At 69.1% G+C, this 15871-nt stretch carries 15 protein-coding genes and 1 tRNA gene; 10 read left to right on the forward strand and 6 right to left on the reverse strand.

The window, feature by feature from the left end; all coding sequences use genetic code 11:
- Positions 1 to 48 precede the first annotated feature (48 nt).
- From TMZ1T_RS12240 to TMZ1T_RS12265, 6 genes are all read left to right on the forward strand, one after another.
- Positions 49 to 1317: a YeaH/YhbH family protein gene (locus tag TMZ1T_RS12240; protein ID WP_004303321.1), complete on the forward strand. Its 1269-nt coding sequence runs from the start codon at positions 49 to 51 to the stop codon at positions 1315 to 1317.
- Positions 1314 to 2867 (forward strand): SpoVR family protein, encoded by a 1554-nt coding sequence (locus tag TMZ1T_RS12245; RefSeq protein ID WP_004303319.1) that lies wholly within the window; start codon positions 1314 to 1316, stop codon positions 2865 to 2867. Before TMZ1T_RS12240 ends, TMZ1T_RS12245 begins: the two co-directional genes overlap by 4 nt.
- A gap of 138 nt (positions 2868 to 3005) precedes the next feature.
- The gene (locus TMZ1T_RS12250) at positions 3006 to 4547 is read left to right on the forward strand and encodes a bifunctional ADP-dependent NAD(P)H-hydrate dehydratase/NAD(P)H-hydrate epimerase (protein WP_004303318.1); all 1542 of its coding nucleotides are present in this window, start codon (positions 3006 to 3008) and stop codon (positions 4545 to 4547) included.
- A 132-nt stretch (positions 4548 to 4679) separates the two neighbouring features.
- On the forward strand, positions 4680 to 5525 hold the full coding sequence (gene nadC, locus TMZ1T_RS12255) for a carboxylating nicotinate-nucleotide diphosphorylase (RefSeq protein WP_004303316.1): 846 nt from the start codon (positions 4680 to 4682) through the stop codon (positions 5523 to 5525).
- Positions 5526 to 5541: 16 nt separating this feature from the next.
- Positions 5542 to 6135 carry a DUF2946 family protein gene (locus tag TMZ1T_RS12260; RefSeq protein WP_012585564.1) on the forward strand — a complete coding sequence of 198 codons (594 nt, stop codon included), beginning with the start codon at positions 5542 to 5544 and terminating at the stop codon, positions 6133 to 6135.
- A 153-nt stretch (positions 6136 to 6288) separates the two neighbouring features.
- A tRNA-Leu gene (locus tag TMZ1T_RS12265) sits at positions 6289 to 6373 on the forward strand.
- A gap of 122 nt (positions 6374 to 6495) precedes the next feature.
- Here the strand turns inward: TMZ1T_RS12265 and thrC are convergent.
- On the reverse strand, positions 6496 to 7959 hold the full coding sequence (gene thrC / locus TMZ1T_RS12270; RefSeq protein ID WP_004304059.1) for a threonine synthase: 1464 nt from the start codon (positions 7957 to 7959) through the stop codon (positions 6496 to 6498).
- A 257-nt stretch (positions 7960 to 8216) separates the two neighbouring features.
- Between thrC and TMZ1T_RS12275 the strand changes: the two genes are divergently transcribed.
- Positions 8217 to 9068, forward strand: coding sequence for a tellurite resistance TerB family protein (locus TMZ1T_RS12275; protein ID WP_004304061.1), 852 nt, complete (start codon positions 8217 to 8219; stop codon positions 9066 to 9068).
- Between the two features lie 57 nt (positions 9069 to 9125).
- On the opposite strand, the gene TMZ1T_RS12280 is transcribed toward TMZ1T_RS12275, so the two are convergent.
- The 5 genes from TMZ1T_RS12280 to TMZ1T_RS12295 all read right to left on the reverse strand — a co-directional run bounded on the left by TMZ1T_RS12280 (position 9126) and on the right by TMZ1T_RS12295 (position 13139).
- The gene (locus TMZ1T_RS12280) at positions 9126 to 9338 is read right to left on the reverse strand and encodes a dodecin (RefSeq protein WP_004304063.1); all 213 of its coding nucleotides are present in this window, start codon (positions 9336 to 9338) and stop codon (positions 9126 to 9128) included.
- 41 nt (positions 9339 to 9379) lie between these two features.
- Positions 9380 to 9526: a hypothetical protein gene (locus TMZ1T_RS21340; RefSeq protein WP_004304065.1), complete on the reverse strand. Its 147-nt coding sequence runs from the start codon at positions 9524 to 9526 to the stop codon at positions 9380 to 9382.
- 152 nt (positions 9527 to 9678) lie between these two features.
- Entirely contained in the window at positions 9679 to 10341 is a 663-nt protein-coding gene (locus tag TMZ1T_RS12285; RefSeq protein ID WP_004304067.1) for an MOSC domain-containing protein, read from the reverse strand.
- Positions 10342 to 10457: 116 nt separating this feature from the next.
- Complete coding sequence (locus TMZ1T_RS12290; RefSeq protein WP_004304068.1) at positions 10458 to 11765, reverse strand: homoserine dehydrogenase; 1308 nt, start codon at positions 11763 to 11765, stop codon at positions 10458 to 10460.
- A 66-nt stretch (positions 11766 to 11831) separates the two neighbouring features.
- The gene (locus TMZ1T_RS12295; RefSeq protein WP_004304070.1) at positions 11832 to 13139 is read right to left on the reverse strand and encodes a pyridoxal phosphate-dependent aminotransferase; all 1308 of its coding nucleotides are present in this window, start codon (positions 13137 to 13139) and stop codon (positions 11832 to 11834) included.
- Positions 13140 to 13291: 152 nt separating this feature from the next.
- Here TMZ1T_RS12295 and TMZ1T_RS12300 point away from each other — a divergent pair, with 152 nt between their 5' ends.
- From TMZ1T_RS12300 to TMZ1T_RS12310, 3 genes are all read left to right on the forward strand, one after another.
- Positions 13292 to 13675: an Mth938-like domain-containing protein gene (locus TMZ1T_RS12300; RefSeq protein WP_004304073.1), complete on the forward strand. Its 384-nt coding sequence runs from the start codon at positions 13292 to 13294 to the stop codon at positions 13673 to 13675.
- Between the two features lie 145 nt (positions 13676 to 13820).
- Complete coding sequence (locus TMZ1T_RS12305) at positions 13821 to 14276, forward strand: peroxiredoxin (RefSeq protein ID WP_004304075.1); 456 nt, start codon at positions 13821 to 13823, stop codon at positions 14274 to 14276.
- Between the two features lie 106 nt (positions 14277 to 14382).
- Positions 14383 to 15861, forward strand: coding sequence for a PhoH family protein (locus tag TMZ1T_RS12310; RefSeq protein WP_004304078.1), 1479 nt, complete (start codon positions 14383 to 14385; stop codon positions 15859 to 15861).
- The last annotated feature ends 10 nt before the right edge of the window (positions 15862 to 15871 follow it).

Here is a 15871-nt window from a genome sequence, read left to right on the forward strand (position 1 = left end):
CGCCATCGCTGCGCGGAGCCTGGCCGGACGCGGACACCGGGAGGAGACATGGTCCGCATCATCGATCGGCGCTTCGACAGCAAGAACAAGAGCGCGGTGAACCGCCAGCGCTTCATGCGCCGCTTCAAGCAGCAGATCCGCAAGGCGGTATCCGAGGCGATCCACGGCCGCTCCATCCGCGACCTGGAGAACGGCGAGCAGATCTCCATTCCTGCGCGCGATCTCTCCGAGCCCTCTCTGCACCACGGCAAGGGCGGCATCTGGGAGCAGGTCTTCCCCGGCAACGACCAGTTCAGCACCGGCGACCGCATCAAGCGCCCACTCGGTGGCGCTGGCGACGGTGCCGGCAAGGGCAAGGCGAGCCAGGACGGCGAGCACGAGGACGACTTCGTCTTCCAGCTCTCGCGCGAGGAGTTCCTCGACCTCTTCTTCGAGGACCTCGAGCTCCCCCGCCTGATCCGCACCCAGCTAGCCAAGGTCACCGACTACAAGACGCGGCGCGCCGGCTTCACGTCCGATGGCGTGCCCGCGAACATCAACATCGTGCGCTCGATGCGCGGAGCGCTCGGGCGCAGGCTCGCGCTCGGCTCGCCCTGGGCTGCACGCATCCGCGCGCTGCAGCAGGAACTCGACGAAGCGCTCGCGCGCGCCGGCGAAGACAGCGAGGAAGTGCGCGACCTGCGCGAGGAACTCGCCGCGCTGCGCGCGCGCATCGAACGCATCCCCTTCATCGACCGCTTCGACCTGCGCTACAACAACCGCGTCAAGGAGCCCCGCCCCACCACCCAGGCGGTGATGTTCTGCGTGATGGACGTCTCCGGCTCGATGGACGAGGAGCGCAAGTCCATGGCCAAGCGGTTCTTCATGCTGCTCTACCTGTTCCTCACGCGCAGCTACGAGCACATCGAGGTCGTCTTCATCCGTCACCACACCGTGGCCAAGGAAGTCGACGAGGACGAATTCTTCCACTCGCGCGAATCCGGCGGCACCGTGGTCTCCAGCGCGCTCGAGCTGATGCGCAACATCCTGCGCGAGCGTTACGCCAACGGGCAGTGGAACGTCTACGGCGCCCAGGCGTCCGACGGCGACAACTGGGACAACGACTCGCCGGTGTGCGGACGCCTGCTCGGCAAGGAGATCCTGCCCTGGTGCCAGTACTTCGCCTACGTCGAGATCACCGCCGGCGAGCCGCAGAACCTGTGGCGCGAGTACGCCAAGCTCGAGGCCGCGCACGACAACTTCGCGATGCAGCGCATCGAGTCGCCGGCCGACATCTACCCGGTGTTCCGCGAACTGTTCAAGAAGACGATCGCATGAAGACCCCCCGCCCCCGCACGCGCGGCCGCGCCGCCAAGGCTCCGCTCCCCTCCGGCTCGGAATGGACCGTCGAGGCCATCGACCGCTACAACGAGGAGATCGCCCGGGCCGCCGCGCACTACAAGCTCGACACCTACCCGGTGCAGGTCGAGATCATCACCGCCGAGCAGATGATGGACGCCTACGCCTCGGTGGGCATGCCGGTCAACTACCACCACTGGTCCTTCGGCAAGCACTTCCTCGCCACCGAGAAGGGGTACAAGCGCGGGCAGATGGGCCTGGCCTACGAGATCGTGATCAACTCCAACCCCTGCATCGCCTACCTGATGGAGGAGAACACGCTCACCATGCAGGGCCTGGTGATCGCCCACGCCGCCTACGGCCACAACAGCTTCTTCAAGGGCAACTACCTGTTCCGCACCTGGACCAACGCCGACGCCATCATCGACTACCTGCTGTTCGCGCGGAACTACATCACCCAGTGCGAGGAGCGCCACGGCGAGGAAGCCGTCGAGCTGCTGCTCGACTCCTGCCACGCCTTGATGAACCTCGGCGTGGACCGCTACAAGCGCCCGCCCAGGCTCTCGCTCGCCAAGGAGAAGCTGCGCCAGCAAGAGCGCGAGGAGTACCTGCAGAGCCAGGTCAACGACCTGTGGCGCACACTGCCCGCCCACGAACTGCGCACCGATGCCCGCGCCGAGGCGCGCTTCCCGCCCGAGCCCGAGGAGAACCTGCTCTACTTCGTCGAGAAGAACGCCCCGCTGCTCGAGCCCTGGCAGCGCGAGGTGGTGCGCATCGTGCGCAAGATCGCGCAGTACTTCTTCCCGCAGCGCCAGACCCAGGTCATGAACGAAGGCTGGGCCACCTTCTGGCACTACACCCTGCTCAACCACCTCTACGACGAGGGTCTGCTCGCCGACAGCTTCATGCTGGAATTCCTGCAGTCGCACACCAACGTCGTCGCGCAGCCGCCCTACAACAGCCGCTGGTTCGGCGGGATCAACCCCTACGCGCTGGGCTTCGCGATGTGGCGGGACATCCGCCGCATCTGCGAGGACCCCGACGAGGAAGACCGCCGCTGGTTCCCCGAGATCGCCGGCAGCGACTGGCTGGAAACCTTCGATTTCGCGATGCGCAACTTCAAGGACGAGAGCTTCGTCGCGCAATACCTGTCGCCCAAGGTCATGCGCGACTTCCGCCTGTTCGCGGTGCTCGACGACGACCACGAGGACAAGCTCGAGGTCTCCGCGATCCACGACGACGGGGGCTTCCGCAAGCTGCGCGAGATCCTCTCCGACCAGTACAACCTGGGCGCGCGCGAACCCAACGTGCAGGTGTGGAACGTCGACCTGCGCGGCGACCGCTCGCTCACCCTGCGCCACACCCCCTTCCGCCGCCGCCCGCTCGGCGACGGCACCGACGAAGTCATGCGCCACCTTGCCCGCCTGTGGGGCTTCACCGTGCGCCTCGAGCGTGCGGACGACGACGGCAAGGTCGAACTCCTCCACGAGATCCGCGGCGAGACCACCCGCCCCCGCCCGCCCGGCTGAGCGCCTGTCGCCCGAAGCGACCCGAAGGCCACCGCAGGGGCGACGCGGGTCGCGCTCCGGCCGCCAAGATTGCGCCCGCGCGCATTGGGCGCGCGCAGCCGAGGACGTAGAATCCCGACTCCCCCACCGGAGTCCGTCATGTTCAGCCCCCTGCGTCCGATCTACCCCGTCGCCGGCATCCGCGAGATCGAGGACAAACTCATCCCGAACGCCCGCCCGCCGCTGATGGAGCGCGCCGGGCGCGCCGCCGCGCAGGATGCGGTACGGCTGATCATGGATCGCCCCGGGCCGATCCTGATCGCCTGCGGCCCTGGCAACAATGGCGGCGACGGCTTCGTGATGGCGCGCCAGCTCGCCCAGGCCGGGCGCGAGGTGGTGGTCGCGTTCTGCAGCGCGGCCGAGCGTCTGCCGGCCGAGGCGGCCAAGGCGCACGCCGACTACCTCGCCGCCGGCGGCAGCATCGTCTCCGACCTCCCCGCCGCGCCGGCCAACGGCTGGGCCCTTGTGGTCGACGCGCTCTTCGGGATCGGCCTCGGACGCCCGATCGAAGACCGCTACGCGAGCTGGATCCACACCCTCAACGCCCAACCCTGCCCGCGCATGGCGCTCGACGTCCCGAGCGGACTCGACGCCGACACCGGCAGCCCGCTCGGCGCCACCTTCCGCGCCACCCACACCACCACCTTCATCGCCCTCAAACCCGGCCTGCTCACCAACGACGGCCCCGACCACTGCGGCGAGATCAGCGTGCAGCGCATCGAGATCGACGCCCCTGCCTGGCTGCCGGCGCGCGGTTACGCGATCGCATCCTCGCTGTTCCGCCATCTGCTGCAGCCGCGCCCGCGCAACACCCACAAGGGTCTCTACGGCGACGCCGCCATCCTCGGCGGCAACGCCGGCATGGTCGGCGCCGCGCTACTCGCCGGCCGCGCCGCGCTCTGGCTGGGGACGGGAAGGGTCTATGTCGGCCTGCTCGACCCCGCCGGCCCCGCGGTCGACTTCGCCCACCCCGAGCTCATGCTGCGTCGCGCCGAGACCCTGCCCGAGCGCCTCAGCGCGCTCGCCATCGGCCCCGGCCTGGGCACCCAGGGCGCGTCCGCCAACGTGCTCGCCGACGCCCTCGCGCGCCCGATCCCGCTGCTCCTCGACGCCGACGCGCTCAACCTCCTCTCCGCCGATGCGGCGCTGCGCCGGGTGTTGTGCACGCGCGGCGCAGCCACCGTGCTCACCCCCCACCCCGCAGAGGCCGCCCGCCTGCTCGGCAGCGACACCGCAAGCGTGCAGGCCGACCGGCTGCGTGCCGCGCTCGAACTCGCCCGCCGCTACCGTGCCTTGGTCGTGCTCAAGGGCTGTGGCAGCATCGTCGCCACACCCGACGAGCGCTGGTTCATCAACGGCAGCGGCCACTCCGGGATGGCAAGCGCGGGCATGGGAGACGTGCTGAGCGGCCTCGTCACCGGCCTGCTCGCGCAGGGCTGGCCGCCCGAGTCCGCGCTCATCGCCGGCGTACACCTGCACGGTGCCGCAGCCGACCGACTCGCACGCGAAGGCATCGGTCCGGTCGGGTTGAGCGCGAGCGAGACCATCGACGCCGCCCGTGGCGTCTTCAACGGCTGGCTGATCGAGGCGCAGCGCGAGCCGCGCAACACCGGCCCCCATTCCCCGCGGACCGGGCGCTGAGCGCGCCGGTGCTAGAATCGCAGCATCCCGGCGGCGCCACCGGGCGCAGCCACCCGGCGCCTGGCGCGTCTGTGCCTGGCCGCCGCCTCGCCCGGCCCGCCGCCCTTCCCGCCTAACCTTGCAGGTCCTCCCATGCTCTCCGAACAGCTCCGCGTCGAAATCCAGCGCAACATCGCAGCCTCGCTCGCCGAGGACATCGGCACCGGCGACCTCACCGCGCGCCTGATCGCACCGGACACCGAGGCGCGCGGCCGCGTCATCACCCGCGAGGACGCGGTCATCTGCGGCACCGCCTGGTTCGACGCCGCGTTCGCCGCGCTCAGCCCGGCGGCGGTGGTGCACTGGCACGTCAAGGACGGCGACAGCGTCAAGGCGGGGCAGACCCTGTGCGAGATCGCCGCGCGCGCACGCGTGCTGCTGACCGCCGAGCGCACCGCGCTCAACTTCCTGCAGCTGCTCTCGGGCACCGCCACCGTCACCCGCCGCTTCGTCGATGCGGTGGCCGGCACCCGCGCCAAGATCGTCGACACCCGCAAGACCCTGCCGGGCCTGCGCCTGGCGCAGAAGTACGCGGTCGCGATCGGTGGCGGCACCAACCACCGCGTCGGCCTCTACGACGGCATCCTGGTCAAGGAGAACCACATCATCGCGGCCGGCGGCATCCGCGAGGTGGTCGAGCAGGCAAGTGCCATCGCGCCCTCGAACGTGTTCATCGAGGTCGAGGTGGAGACACTGGGGCAACTGCGCGAGGCGCTCGATGCCGGCGTGAAGATGATCCTGCTCGACAACATGACGCTCGAGCAGATGTGCGAGGCGGTGGCTATCAATGCCGGCCGCGCCGAACTCGAGGCCTCGGGTGGCGTGAATCTCGAGCGCGTGCGCGCGATCGCCGAGACCGGCGTCGACCGCATCTCGATCGGCACCCTGACCAAGGACGTACGAGCGCTCGACCTGTCGCTGCGCCACGTCGAGCGCTGAGGGCGCGGGTCCGCCCATGGCCGCCAGCGCCCCCCTGCCCCCTGCCGCGCCCGCCGCTTCCGACCCGCCCGCCCTGCCCGCCTGGCCCATGGTGCCGGCCTGCTACGGCTGGCTCGCGCTCGACGCCCGCGGCGGCTGGCGGCTGCGCGGCGAGATCATCACCCACCCCGGACTGCTCGCCTTCCTAGACGCCCACTACACCGGCGACGCGCACGGCAACTGGGGGGTCGATAACGGCCCGCAGCGCGTCTACGTGGAACTCGCTGCGGCACCGCTGATCCTGCGCCTGCATCCCGACGGCCGCCTGGTCGCCCACACCGGACGCGAGGCGACCACGACCGGACCGGTGCTGGTCGACGCGGACGGTTGCGCCTTCCTCGCCACCGACCTGGGTCCGGCGATGATCGACGACCGCGACCTCGCGCTTTTCGCCGCCGAGCTGCGCCAGCTCGAGGGCACGCCCGCCGGCGACGAGGACCTGCTCGCACTGATCGACGGGCAGTCCGGCCCGACACTGCGCTGGCGCGAGGTCGACGTGGCCTTCTGCGCGCGTGCGGCAATCCCCGGGCGCCTCGGCTTCCAGCCCCACCCGCAAGCCATCGGCACCTGATCCGCAGCGCCGTCTTCCGTCGCCGCAACGACGCCCGCGCTCGGCGCTCGCATCAGACACGGCAGGTGTTGACCCCCACCCGGCTTCACGGCTATGATCCGCGCCCTTGCTCGATGCGGCCGGCGCCACGGCGCAGAACACCGCAGCAGCGAAGCCTTGGTGGTGAAATTGGTAGACACGCTATCTTGAGGGGGTAGTGGCGAAAGCCGTGCGAGTTCGAGTCTCGCCCAAGGCACCAGATTACGGCCCCGCCGACGACGGCGGCGTCCGACGAAGAAAAGCCCGCGAATCGCTCGCGGGCTTTTCTTCGTTTACGTCCCGGCGTCCCCGCCGGCCCGCTCGCCGACGGGGACCCGGCGATCAGGTGCGCTGGGCGATGAAGCGCTTGATCGCGTCGGCGTCGGGCGCCATCACCTCGACGCGCTGCGGCAGCTTCTCGATGCCTTCGAGGTCTGCGGGACGCTCCGGCTCGCGCCCAAGGGCCTCGACGATGGTCTCGGCGAATTTCACCGGCAGCGCGGTCTCCAGCACCAGCACCGGCACGCCCGCAGGTACGTCGGCGGCGCGCTCCCAGGCCACCTTGACGCCGTCGGCGGTGTGGGTGTCGATCATCACGCCGTAGCGCTCGTACACCTTGCGGATGGTCGCCAGGCGATCGGCATGGCTGCTCGCGCCAGACACGAAGCCGAACGCGCCGATGCGGGCGAATTCGTCCGTGCCGGACAGGTCGAAGGCGCGCCCGGCGTCGACCTCGGCCCACAGCGCGGCCACCTTGCTCGGGTCGCGGCCGACCAGGTCGAAGACGAAGCGCTCGAAGTTCGAGGCCTTGGAGATGTCCATCGACGGGCTGGAGGTCACGTGCGTCTCGGCCGCCTTGCGCGGGCGATACACGCCGCTGCGGAAGAACTCGTCGAGCACGTCGTTCTCGTTGGTGGCGAGGATCAGCTTCGCCACCGGCAGGCCCATCTGGCGGGCGATGTGGCCGGCGCAGATGTTGCCGAAGTTGCCCGAGGGCACGCAGAAGGCGACCTGCTCGTCGTTGCTCGTCGTGGCCGCGAAGTAGCCCTTGAAGTAATACACGATCTGCGCCGCGACCCGCGCCCAGTTGATCGAATTCACTGCACCGATCTTGTGCCTGGCCTTGAAGGCGTGATCGTTGGAGACCGCCTTCACGATGTCCTGGGCATCGTCGAACATGCCGGTGACGGCGATGTTGAAGATGTTGTCGTCCTGCAGCGAATACATCTGCGCGCGCTGGAAGGCGCTCATCTTGCCGTGCGGCGACAGCATGAACACACGCACGCCGTGCTTGCCGCGCATCGCGTACTCGGCCGCCGAGCCGGTATCGCCCGAGGTGGCACCGAGGATGTTGATGGTCTCGCCACGCTTCGCGAGCACGTATTCGAAGAGGTTGCCGAGCAGCTGCATGGCCATGTCCTTGAAGGCCAGCGTCGGGCCATTGGACAGCTCGAGCAGGCCGAGGCGGCCGCGGCCGTCGGCATCCTTCTCCAGCCAGTGCACCGGAGTGATGTCGCGCGCGTCGCCGCCCGCGCGCACGTGGCGATAGACCTCGGCGGTGTAGGTCTTGGCGCAGATCGCCTTCAGGTCGACGGCGGGGATGTCGGTGATGAACTTCGACAGGATCGCGAACGCCAGCTCTGCGTAGGACAGGCCGCGCCAGGCGTCGAGCTCGGCGCGCGTCACCTGCGGATAGGTCTCGGGCAGGTAGAGGCCGCCGTCGGGGGCGAGGCCGCCGAGCAGGATGTCGCAGAACTCCGGGTTGGCGGGCTGGCCGGCGTGGCCGCGGGTGGAGAGATACTTCACGTGGGCAGTCCTTCAGGGTGACGTGGTCGGCGCGCGCCGTCCGGCGCAAAGGCTCGATTCTAACGAATTCGGCGGACGAATTCGGCTTGCCGGCACACCCCAACCCCGGCGAGGAGCCCGGACGCCGAACGCGGGAACGACGTCGCGCGCCGCAGCTCCGCACGCGCCCGCGATGTGCAGGACGCCCGAATATGCCGCACGCCCGCGGCCCGCACACCGATACAATCGGACCTTCACATCATGAACGGGAGTCCGCCATGAACCTCGGAAACATCCTCGGCCAGATCCTTCAGCAAGGCATGGGCCAGCAGGGCCGTTCGCGCCTCGACCACGCCATGGGCGCGGGCGGTATCGGAGACGTGCTCAGAGGCATTCTCGGCGGACAGGCGGCGGGCGGCACAGCTGGCAGCGCGGGCGGCGGCCTGGGCGATCTGCTGGGTGGCGTGCTGGGCGGCGGCCGTGGCGGCTCCGCGGCGGGCGGGATGGGAGGCCTGGGCGAGATCTTCGGCGGCGCGCTCGGTGGCGGCCGCAGCACGAGCGGAGGCGGCTTGGGCGATCTGCTCGGCGGCCTGCTCGGAGGCAGCGCCGGGGGCGGCACGGGCACGCGCAGCGGCGGCGGCAACGCCGGCATGGCCATCCTCGCCACCATCGCGATGGCGGCGCTGAAGAACTGGACCGACGGCCGCCGCGCGCAGGCCGCGATGGCACCCGACACGGCGGGCTTCGCCGCCCCCGAACTCGAAACCATGACCGAGCCCGCGACCGCGGAGCTGATCGTGCGCGCGATGATCTCGGCGGCCAAGGCCGACGGCGAAGTGAGCGAGGACGAGATCCAGCGCATCGTCGGCCGCATCGGCGCCGACGGCCTGAGCGAGGAGGAGAAGCAGTTCATGATCGCCGAACTGCGTCGCCCGCTCGACCTCGCCGCGCTCGTCGCCGAGGTGCCCAACGAGATGGTGGCGGTCGAGGTCTATGCCGCCTCGCTGCTCGCGATCGAACTCGACACCCCGGCCGAGGCGGCCTACCTGCGCCAGCTCGCCCAGGCACTGCGCCTGGACGGTGCGACGCTGTCCCGCCTGCACGAGATCACCGGCGCCACCGCGGTCTGAGCGCGGGTATCGGGCCGCACCGCCGCACGCCAAGCTGGCGCGGCGGCGCGACTCGCCTCACTCGCTCTCGAGCCGGAAGCCCAGCTTCAGCGTGACCTGGAAGTGCGCGACCTTGCCGTCGACCACGTGGCCGCGCGTCTCCATCACCTCGAACCAGTCGATGTGGCGGATTGTGCGCGCAGCGGTCTCGATCGCATTGCGGATGGCGGCATCGGTGCTCTCGTGCGAGGTGCCGACGATTTCGACGAGCTTGTAGACGCGATCGGACATCTTGTCCTCCTCTGCGGTGCCGGCCAGCGCCGGATGGCTGTTCAGTCCGCGTCCGGATCCGCGGACCGATCCTCCCCGCGCAACGCCCGCGCAGCCTCGAAGCCGCGCACCGACGCCACATAGCCACGGACGCCGAGCACGGCGATCGCAACCACGATGGCGGTGAAGACGGCGAGCTTGAAGGCCATGCGAAGGCGTCCTGCAGGCAAGGGTTGGGAATCGCGGCATGCGCCTCGCGCGCGCCGCCGTGCTTCAGTCTAGGCGCAAACGCCTGTGGTGTCGCGCATGCCCGGAGCTCCCGCCACCGCCCACGCGCCCTCCCACCTCGCCGTCCACCTCCTCACCCCCCCTGCGCGCGCAGCCACGCCGCACGCTCGCGCCAGCGCGTCGCCTTGTCGCCGGCGAGCCCGGGCGCGCCGGCGATGCGTGCGAGCAGCCCGGCATCGGGCCGGTGCGCGCTCACCGTGTCCCAGTAGTCGGCAAGCGTGAGCCAGGGATTGGGACGCTCGAGCAGCTCGATCGTGTCGCCCGCGGCGATCCTGCCCGGCTGCAGCACGCGGTAGTACCAGCCGGTGATCCCCGCCGCCTCGACGAAACGCGAGGCGCCCTCGACCTGCAGACGCAGGTCGATCTTCCAGCACGGCGAGCGCGTCTGGCTCACCTGCACGCGCGCCGCGCCGATGCGCAGCACGTCGCCGATGCACAGCACGTGCTCGTCCAGCCCGTGCGTGCTGATGTTCTCGCCGAGGAAACCCGCACCCAGCGCGGCTGCGCACTGTGGCCACTCGGCGGCCAGCACCGCGTAGTGCTCGACCGGATAGTGGTGCAGCGCCTTCTCCAGGCCGCCGTGGTGGCGCAGGTCGGCCTGCTCGTCGCCCTCCAGCCCGGTCGGCGTCAGCATGACCGGGCCCGCGGCCGGCGACTTGACGATGCCGCTGCGCTCGCCCTCGATCGACAGCAGGCGCACCTTGCCGACGAAGACCTCATCCACCTTGCTCTTCATGTCCCCCAATCCTCCCTGCCTTCCAGGTCGCAGCAATGGCGACCCGGGATGACGTGAACGCAAGAGGCCGCACCCGGGGGCACGGCCTCGTCTTCGATCACGACTCGAAACTGCGCTCAGAGAGCTTCCATACGCAGCTTCACGACCTTGCCCTGCACTACGGGCAGCGCCTCGATGCGCACGATGGCGGCATTGGCGTTCTTTTCCGCGGTCTGGTGGGTCAGCATGATGATGTCGGTGTGCGCCTCGCCCTCGGCCGCCTGCTTCTGGATCAGCGCCTCGATCGAGATCCCGCTGTCGGCCAGGATGCGGGTGATGTCGGCGAGCACGCCCGGCTTGTCCTCGACCCGCATGCGCAGGTAGTAGGAGGTCACGACCTCCTCGATCGGCAGCACCGGAACGTCGTGCACCTGGTCGGGCTGGAAGGCCAGGTGGGGCACGCGGTGCTCGGGGTCGGAGGTGTGCAGGCGGGTGACGTCGACCAGGTCGGCGATCACCGCCGAAGCGGTGGGCTCGGCGCCCGCGCCCTTGCCGTAGTAGAGCGTCGCGCCGACGGCGTCGCCCTGCACCAGCACCGCATTCATCGCACCCTCGACGTTGGCGATGAGGCGCTTCGCCGGAATCAGCGTGGGGTGCACGCGCAGCTCGACGCCGTTCTCGCGGCGGCGGGCGATGCCGAGCAGCTTGATGCGATAGCCGAGCTGTTCGGCGTAGCCGATGTCCACCGAGTCGAGCTTGCTGATGCCCTCGATGTAGGCCTTGTCGAACTGCATCGGGATGCCGAAGGCGATCGCGCTCATGATCGTCGCCTTGTGCGCGGCGTCGACCCCCTCGACGTCGAAGGTCGGATCGGCCTCGGCGTAGCCGAGCGCCTGCGCTTCCTTGAGCACCTCGGCGAAGGGCAGGCCCTTGTCGCGCATCTCGGACAGGATGAAGTTGGTGGTGCCGTTGATGATGCCGGCCAGCCACTCGATGCGGTTGGCGGTGAGGCCTTCGCGCAGCGCCTTGATGATCGGGATGCCGCCCGCGACCGCGGCCTCGAAGGCCACCATCACGCCCTTCTTCTGCGCCGCGGCGAAGATCTCGTTGCCATGCACCGCGAGCAGCGCCTTGTTGGCGGTGACCACGTGCTTGCCGTTCTCGATCGCCTTCAGCACCAGCTCCCGGGCCACGCCGTAGCCGCCGATCAGCTCGACGACGATGTCGATGCCCGGATCGGTGACCACCGAGAAGGCGTCGTCGGTGAGCTTGACCTCGCCGCCGGTCACCTTGCGCGCGAGCTCGAGGTTCTTGTCGGCCACGGTGACGATGCGGATCGGACGGCCGGCGCGCCGGGTGATCTCCTCGGCGTTGCGTTTGAGGACGGTGTAGGTGCCGCCACCGACGGTACCGATGCCAAGGAGGCCAACGTTGATAGGTTTCATTTTGTCCGTGAGGTGTGAGGTGTCAGGAGGGAGGAGCAGGCGGCGCAGCCGCCTTCCGGTGGCGGCTCAGGTGCCGTGACGCTTGCGGTAGTTCTCGAGGAAGCGGGCGATGCGGCCGATGGCGTCGCGCAGGTCGTCCTCGTGCGGCAGGAAGACCAGGCGGAAGTGGTCGGGATGCGGCCAGTTGAAGCCGGAGCCCTGCACCAGCAGCACACGCTCCTCTTCGAGCAGTTCGGCGATGAAGGCCTGGTCGTCCTCGATCGGATAGACCTTGGGATCCAGGCGCGGGAACATGTACAGCGTGGCCTGCGGCTTCACGCAGCTCACGCCTGGGATCTGGTTGATCAGTTCCCAGGCGAGGTCGCGCTGGCGACGCATGCGCCCACCCTCGGCGACCAGGTCGTCGATGCTCTGGTAGCCGCCGAGCGCGGTCTGGATCGCGTACTGGCCGGGCACGTTGGCGCACAGGCGCATCGAGGCCAGCATGTTGAGGCCCTCGATGTAGTCGTTGGCGCGGCGCTTGTCGCCGCACACCACCATCCAGCCCGCGCGGTAGCCGCAGGAGCGGTAGTTCTTCGACAGACCGTTGAAGATGATCGTCAGCACGTCCTCGGACAGCGCCGCCATCGAGGTGTGCCTGACGCCCTCGTAGAGCACCTTGTCGTAGACCTCGTCGGCGTAGAGGATCAGGTCATGCTCGCGGGCAAGCGCGACGATCTGCTTCAGGGTCTCGTCCGGATACACCGCGCCGGTCGGATTGTTCGGGTTGATGACCACGATCGCGCGCGTGTTGGCGTTGATCTTCGCGCGCATGTCGTCGATGTCCGGCAGCCAGCCCTTGGACTCGTCGCACAGGTAATGCACCGGCTTGCCGCCCGACAGGCTCACCGCAGCGGTCCACAACGGGTAGTCGGGCGCCGGCACCAGCACCTCGTCGCCGGCGTCGAGCAGCGCGTTCATCGCCATTACGATGAGCTCGGACACACCGTTGCCGATGTAGATATCCTCGATGGTGACACCCTTGATGCCCTTCTGCTGGGTGTAGTGCATCACCGCCTTGCGCGCGGAGAAGATGCCCTTGGAGTCCGAGTAGCCCGCCGCGTTGGGCAGGTTGCGGATCATGTCCATCTGGATCTCTTCGGGCGAATCGAAGCCGAACGCGGCGAGGTTGCCGATGTTCAGCTTGATGATCTTGTGCCCCTCGTCCTCCATCTGCTTGGCGCGCACCAGCACCGGGCCGCGGATGTCGTAGCAGACCTCGGCGAGCTTGGCGGACTTGCGGATCGGACGCGGCGCGGCGGCTGCGCCCGCCTCGGCCTTGATCACCGGTTCGGGGGATGCCGCCGCGAGCTCGAGTGTCTTCACCGCTTTCATGCCATTCCTTCCTGAGAGGTGGAAACGCGCGCCGGAGTTTTCCCGCACGCCAAAAGGTTGATATCTTAGCCGCGCTCCCGCACTGCGGCAATTTGCCCGGGCATCGCGGGCAACCGCCGGCGTGCGCCGCATGCCGCGACCAGGAACGGACGATGAAGCTCTACCAGGACAAGCACGCCAACACCAACGTGATAACCGGCTACGGCGACGACCACGTGATGATCGGGAAGACCCGCCACGAGGGCAACGTGCTCGTCAGCGCCGGGCGGATTGTGGGCGATTGGGCCCCGCAGGCCGGTGGCGACCTCGCAGGACTGACGGCCGAGGATCTCGCGCGCGCAGCCGAACTCGGCGCCGAGATCCTCATCGTCGGCACCGGGCGCCGCCAGCGCTTCCCGCAGCCACCGCTGCTGCGCGGGCTGGTCGAGGCGCGCATCGGCTTCGAGTTCATGGACTTCGCCGCCGCCTGCCGCACCTACAACATCCTCGTGGCCGAAGGCCGCGCGGTCGTGCTCGGACTGCTCCACGAACGCTGAGCGGCGCAACGCGGCGGTAACGCCGCCGCAATACGCTCTTCACCCGGGCAGGCGCTTTCGGCTACCCTGAGGCATACGAAGCACGTGCGCCGGTGCGCTCGCCCCGAGCGCGCAGCCCCGCCGCCCCGACGAACAGGAGACCCGATTGAGCGCCCCCCTCGCCCCCGACTTTTCCCTGCCCGCCACCGCCGGCCACACCGTCACCCTCTCCGCGCTGCGCGGCCGCAAGGTGGTGATCTACTTCTACCCCAAGGACAACACCCCCGGCTGCACCAACGAGACGCGCGACTTCGGCGCGCTGCACGCCGAGTTCGCCGCCACCGACTGCGCCGTCTTCGGCATCAGCCGCGACAGCCTCAAGAGCCACGAGAACTTCAAGGCCAAGCTCGAACTGCCCTTCGAACTCGTCTCCGACCCCGAGGAACAGGCCTGCGAGGCCTTCGGCGTCATGAAGCTGAAGAACATGTACGGCAAGCAGGTGCGTGGCATCGAGCGCAGCACCTTCCTCATCGACGCCGCGGGCGCGATCGCGCGCGAATGGCGTGGCGTGAAGGTGCCCGGCCACGCCGAGGAAGTGCTCGCCGCCGCGCGCGCGCTCTGATCCTTGCGGCGCCGGCCGCGCACCGCGAGCCGTCCCGCACGCTCGGCGCCCCGGCGCCGCCTCGCCTCTTCCTGCGGCCGTCCTGCCGCCCTCCCGGATCCACGTCATGTCCGCCCTCCGCAAATCCGCCACCTCCCCGTCCCTCCCCGCGGACGCGGGCGAGCCTGCCATCAAGCGTGTCCGCCGTACCCGCAAGGCCCCGGCAGCGTGCAAGCTCTTCGTGCTCGACACCAACGTGCTGATGCACGACCCGACCAGCCTGTACCGCTTCGAGGAGCACGACCTCTACGTGCCGATCATGACGCTGGAGGAACTCGACAACAACAAGAAGGGCACCAGCGAGGTGGCACGCAACGCCCGCCAGGCCAGCCGCATGCTCGACGAGATCGTATGCGCCTCGGAAGACGGCATTGCCGCGGGCATCGCGCTCGAGGGCCCCTCGCGCGGCCAGGCCACCGGACGCCTGCACCTGCAGACCGAGGCGATCGACATCAAGCTGCCGCCGGCCTTGCCGACCGCGCGCGGCGACAACCAGATCCTCGCGGTGGTGATGTTCCTGGTGGAGAAGCACCCCGGGCGCGAGGTCATCCTGGTGTCGAAGGACATCAACATGCGCATCAAGGCCCGTGCGCTCGGGCTCGCCGCGCAGGACTACTTCAACGACAAGGTGCTCGAGGACAGCGACCTGCTGTACACCGGCACCTGCGAGCTGCCCGCCGACTTCTGGGACAGCCACGCGCGCGGCATGCAGTCGTGGAAGGAAGAAGGCCGCAGCTACTACCGCGTCAGCGGGCCGCTCGCCGCCGAGATGCTGGTGAACGAGTTCGTCTATCAGGACGGCGACAACCCGCTGCAGGCCTGGGTGAAGGAAAAGGAAGGCCGCAGCGCCCTCATCGAGACCCTCACCGACTACAGCCACCACAAGAACAACGTCTGGGGCATCACCGCGCGCAACCGCGAGCAGAACTTCGCGCTCAACCTGCTGATGAACCCCGAGATCGACTTCGTCACCCTGCTCGGCCAGGCCGGCACCGGCAAGACCCTGCTGACGCTCGCCGCCGGGCTCACCCAGGTGCTGGAGTCGAAGCGCTACAGCGAGATCATCATGACCCGCGTCACCGTTCCGGTGGGCGAGGACATCGGCTTCCTGCCCGGCACCGAGGAAGAAAAGATGGCACCCTGGATGGGCGCGCTCGAGGACAACCTCGACGTGCTCAACGGCACCGCCGGCGAGGGCGGCGACTGGGGTCGCGCGGCCACCCGCGACCTCATCCGCAGCCGCATCAAGATCAAGAGCCTGAACTTCATGCGCGGCCGCACTTTCCTCAACAAGTTCCTCATCATCGACGAGGCGCAGAACCTCACGCCCAAGCAGATGAAGACCCTGATCACGCGCGCCGGCCCCGGCACCAAGGTGGTCTGCATGGGCAACATCGCGCAGATCGACACGCCCTACCTCACCGAGGGTTCTTCGGGCCTCACCTTCGTGGTCGACCGCTTCAAGGGCTGGGCCCACTCCGGCCACATCACCCTGCAGCGCGGCGAACGCTCCCGCCTCGCCGACCACGCCGCCGAGGTGCTCTGACGCAGCCCTC

The organism is Thauera aminoaromatica, assembly GCF_000021765.1.
GTDB lineage: Bacteria > Pseudomonadota > Gammaproteobacteria > Burkholderiales > Rhodocyclaceae > Thauera > Thauera aminoaromatica.

Excerpts from the sequence above, each read along its gene's own strand:
- TMZ1T_RS12280 (WP_004304063.1), bottom strand. The coding sequence starts at position 9,338 with ATGTCCGATCGCGTCTACAAGCTCGTCGAAATCGTCGGCACCTCGCAC.
- TMZ1T_RS12275 (WP_004304061.1), top strand. The coding sequence starts at position 8,217 with ATGAACCTCGGAAACATCCTCGGCCAGATCCTTCAGCAAGGCATGGGC.
- TMZ1T_RS12240 (WP_004303321.1), top strand. The coding sequence starts at position 49 with ATGGTCCGCATCATCGATCGGCGCTTCGACAGCAAGAACAAGAGCGCG.
- nadC (WP_004303316.1), top strand. The coding sequence starts at position 4,680 with ATGCTCTCCGAACAGCTCCGCGTCGAAATCCAGCGCAACATCGCAGCC.
- TMZ1T_RS12300 (WP_004304073.1), top strand. The coding sequence starts at position 13,292 with ATGAAGCTCTACCAGGACAAGCACGCCAACACCAACGTGATAACCGGC.
- TMZ1T_RS12260 (WP_012585564.1), top strand. The coding sequence starts at position 5,542 with ATGGCCGCCAGCGCCCCCCTGCCCCCTGCCGCGCCCGCCGCTTCCGAC.
- TMZ1T_RS12250 (WP_004303318.1), top strand. The coding sequence starts at position 3,006 with ATGTTCAGCCCCCTGCGTCCGATCTACCCCGTCGCCGGCATCCGCGAG.
- TMZ1T_RS12245 (WP_004303319.1), top strand. The coding sequence starts at position 1,314 with ATGAAGACCCCCCGCCCCCGCACGCGCGGCCGCGCCGCCAAGGCTCCG.
- TMZ1T_RS21340 (WP_004304065.1), bottom strand. The coding sequence starts at position 9,526 with ATGGCCTTCAAGCTCGCCGTCTTCACCGCCATCGTGGTTGCGATCGCC.
- TMZ1T_RS12285 (WP_004304067.1), bottom strand. The coding sequence starts at position 10,341 with ATGAAGAGCAAGGTGGATGAGGTCTTCGTCGGCAAGGTGCGCCTGCTG.
- TMZ1T_RS12290 (WP_004304068.1), bottom strand. The coding sequence starts at position 11,765 with ATGAAACCTATCAACGTTGGCCTCCTTGGCATCGGTACCGTCGGTGGC.
- TMZ1T_RS12295 (WP_004304070.1), bottom strand. The coding sequence starts at position 13,139 with ATGAAAGCGGTGAAGACACTCGAGCTCGCGGCGGCATCCCCCGAACCG.
- TMZ1T_RS12310 (WP_004304078.1), top strand. The coding sequence starts at position 14,383 with ATGTCCGCCCTCCGCAAATCCGCCACCTCCCCGTCCCTCCCCGCGGAC.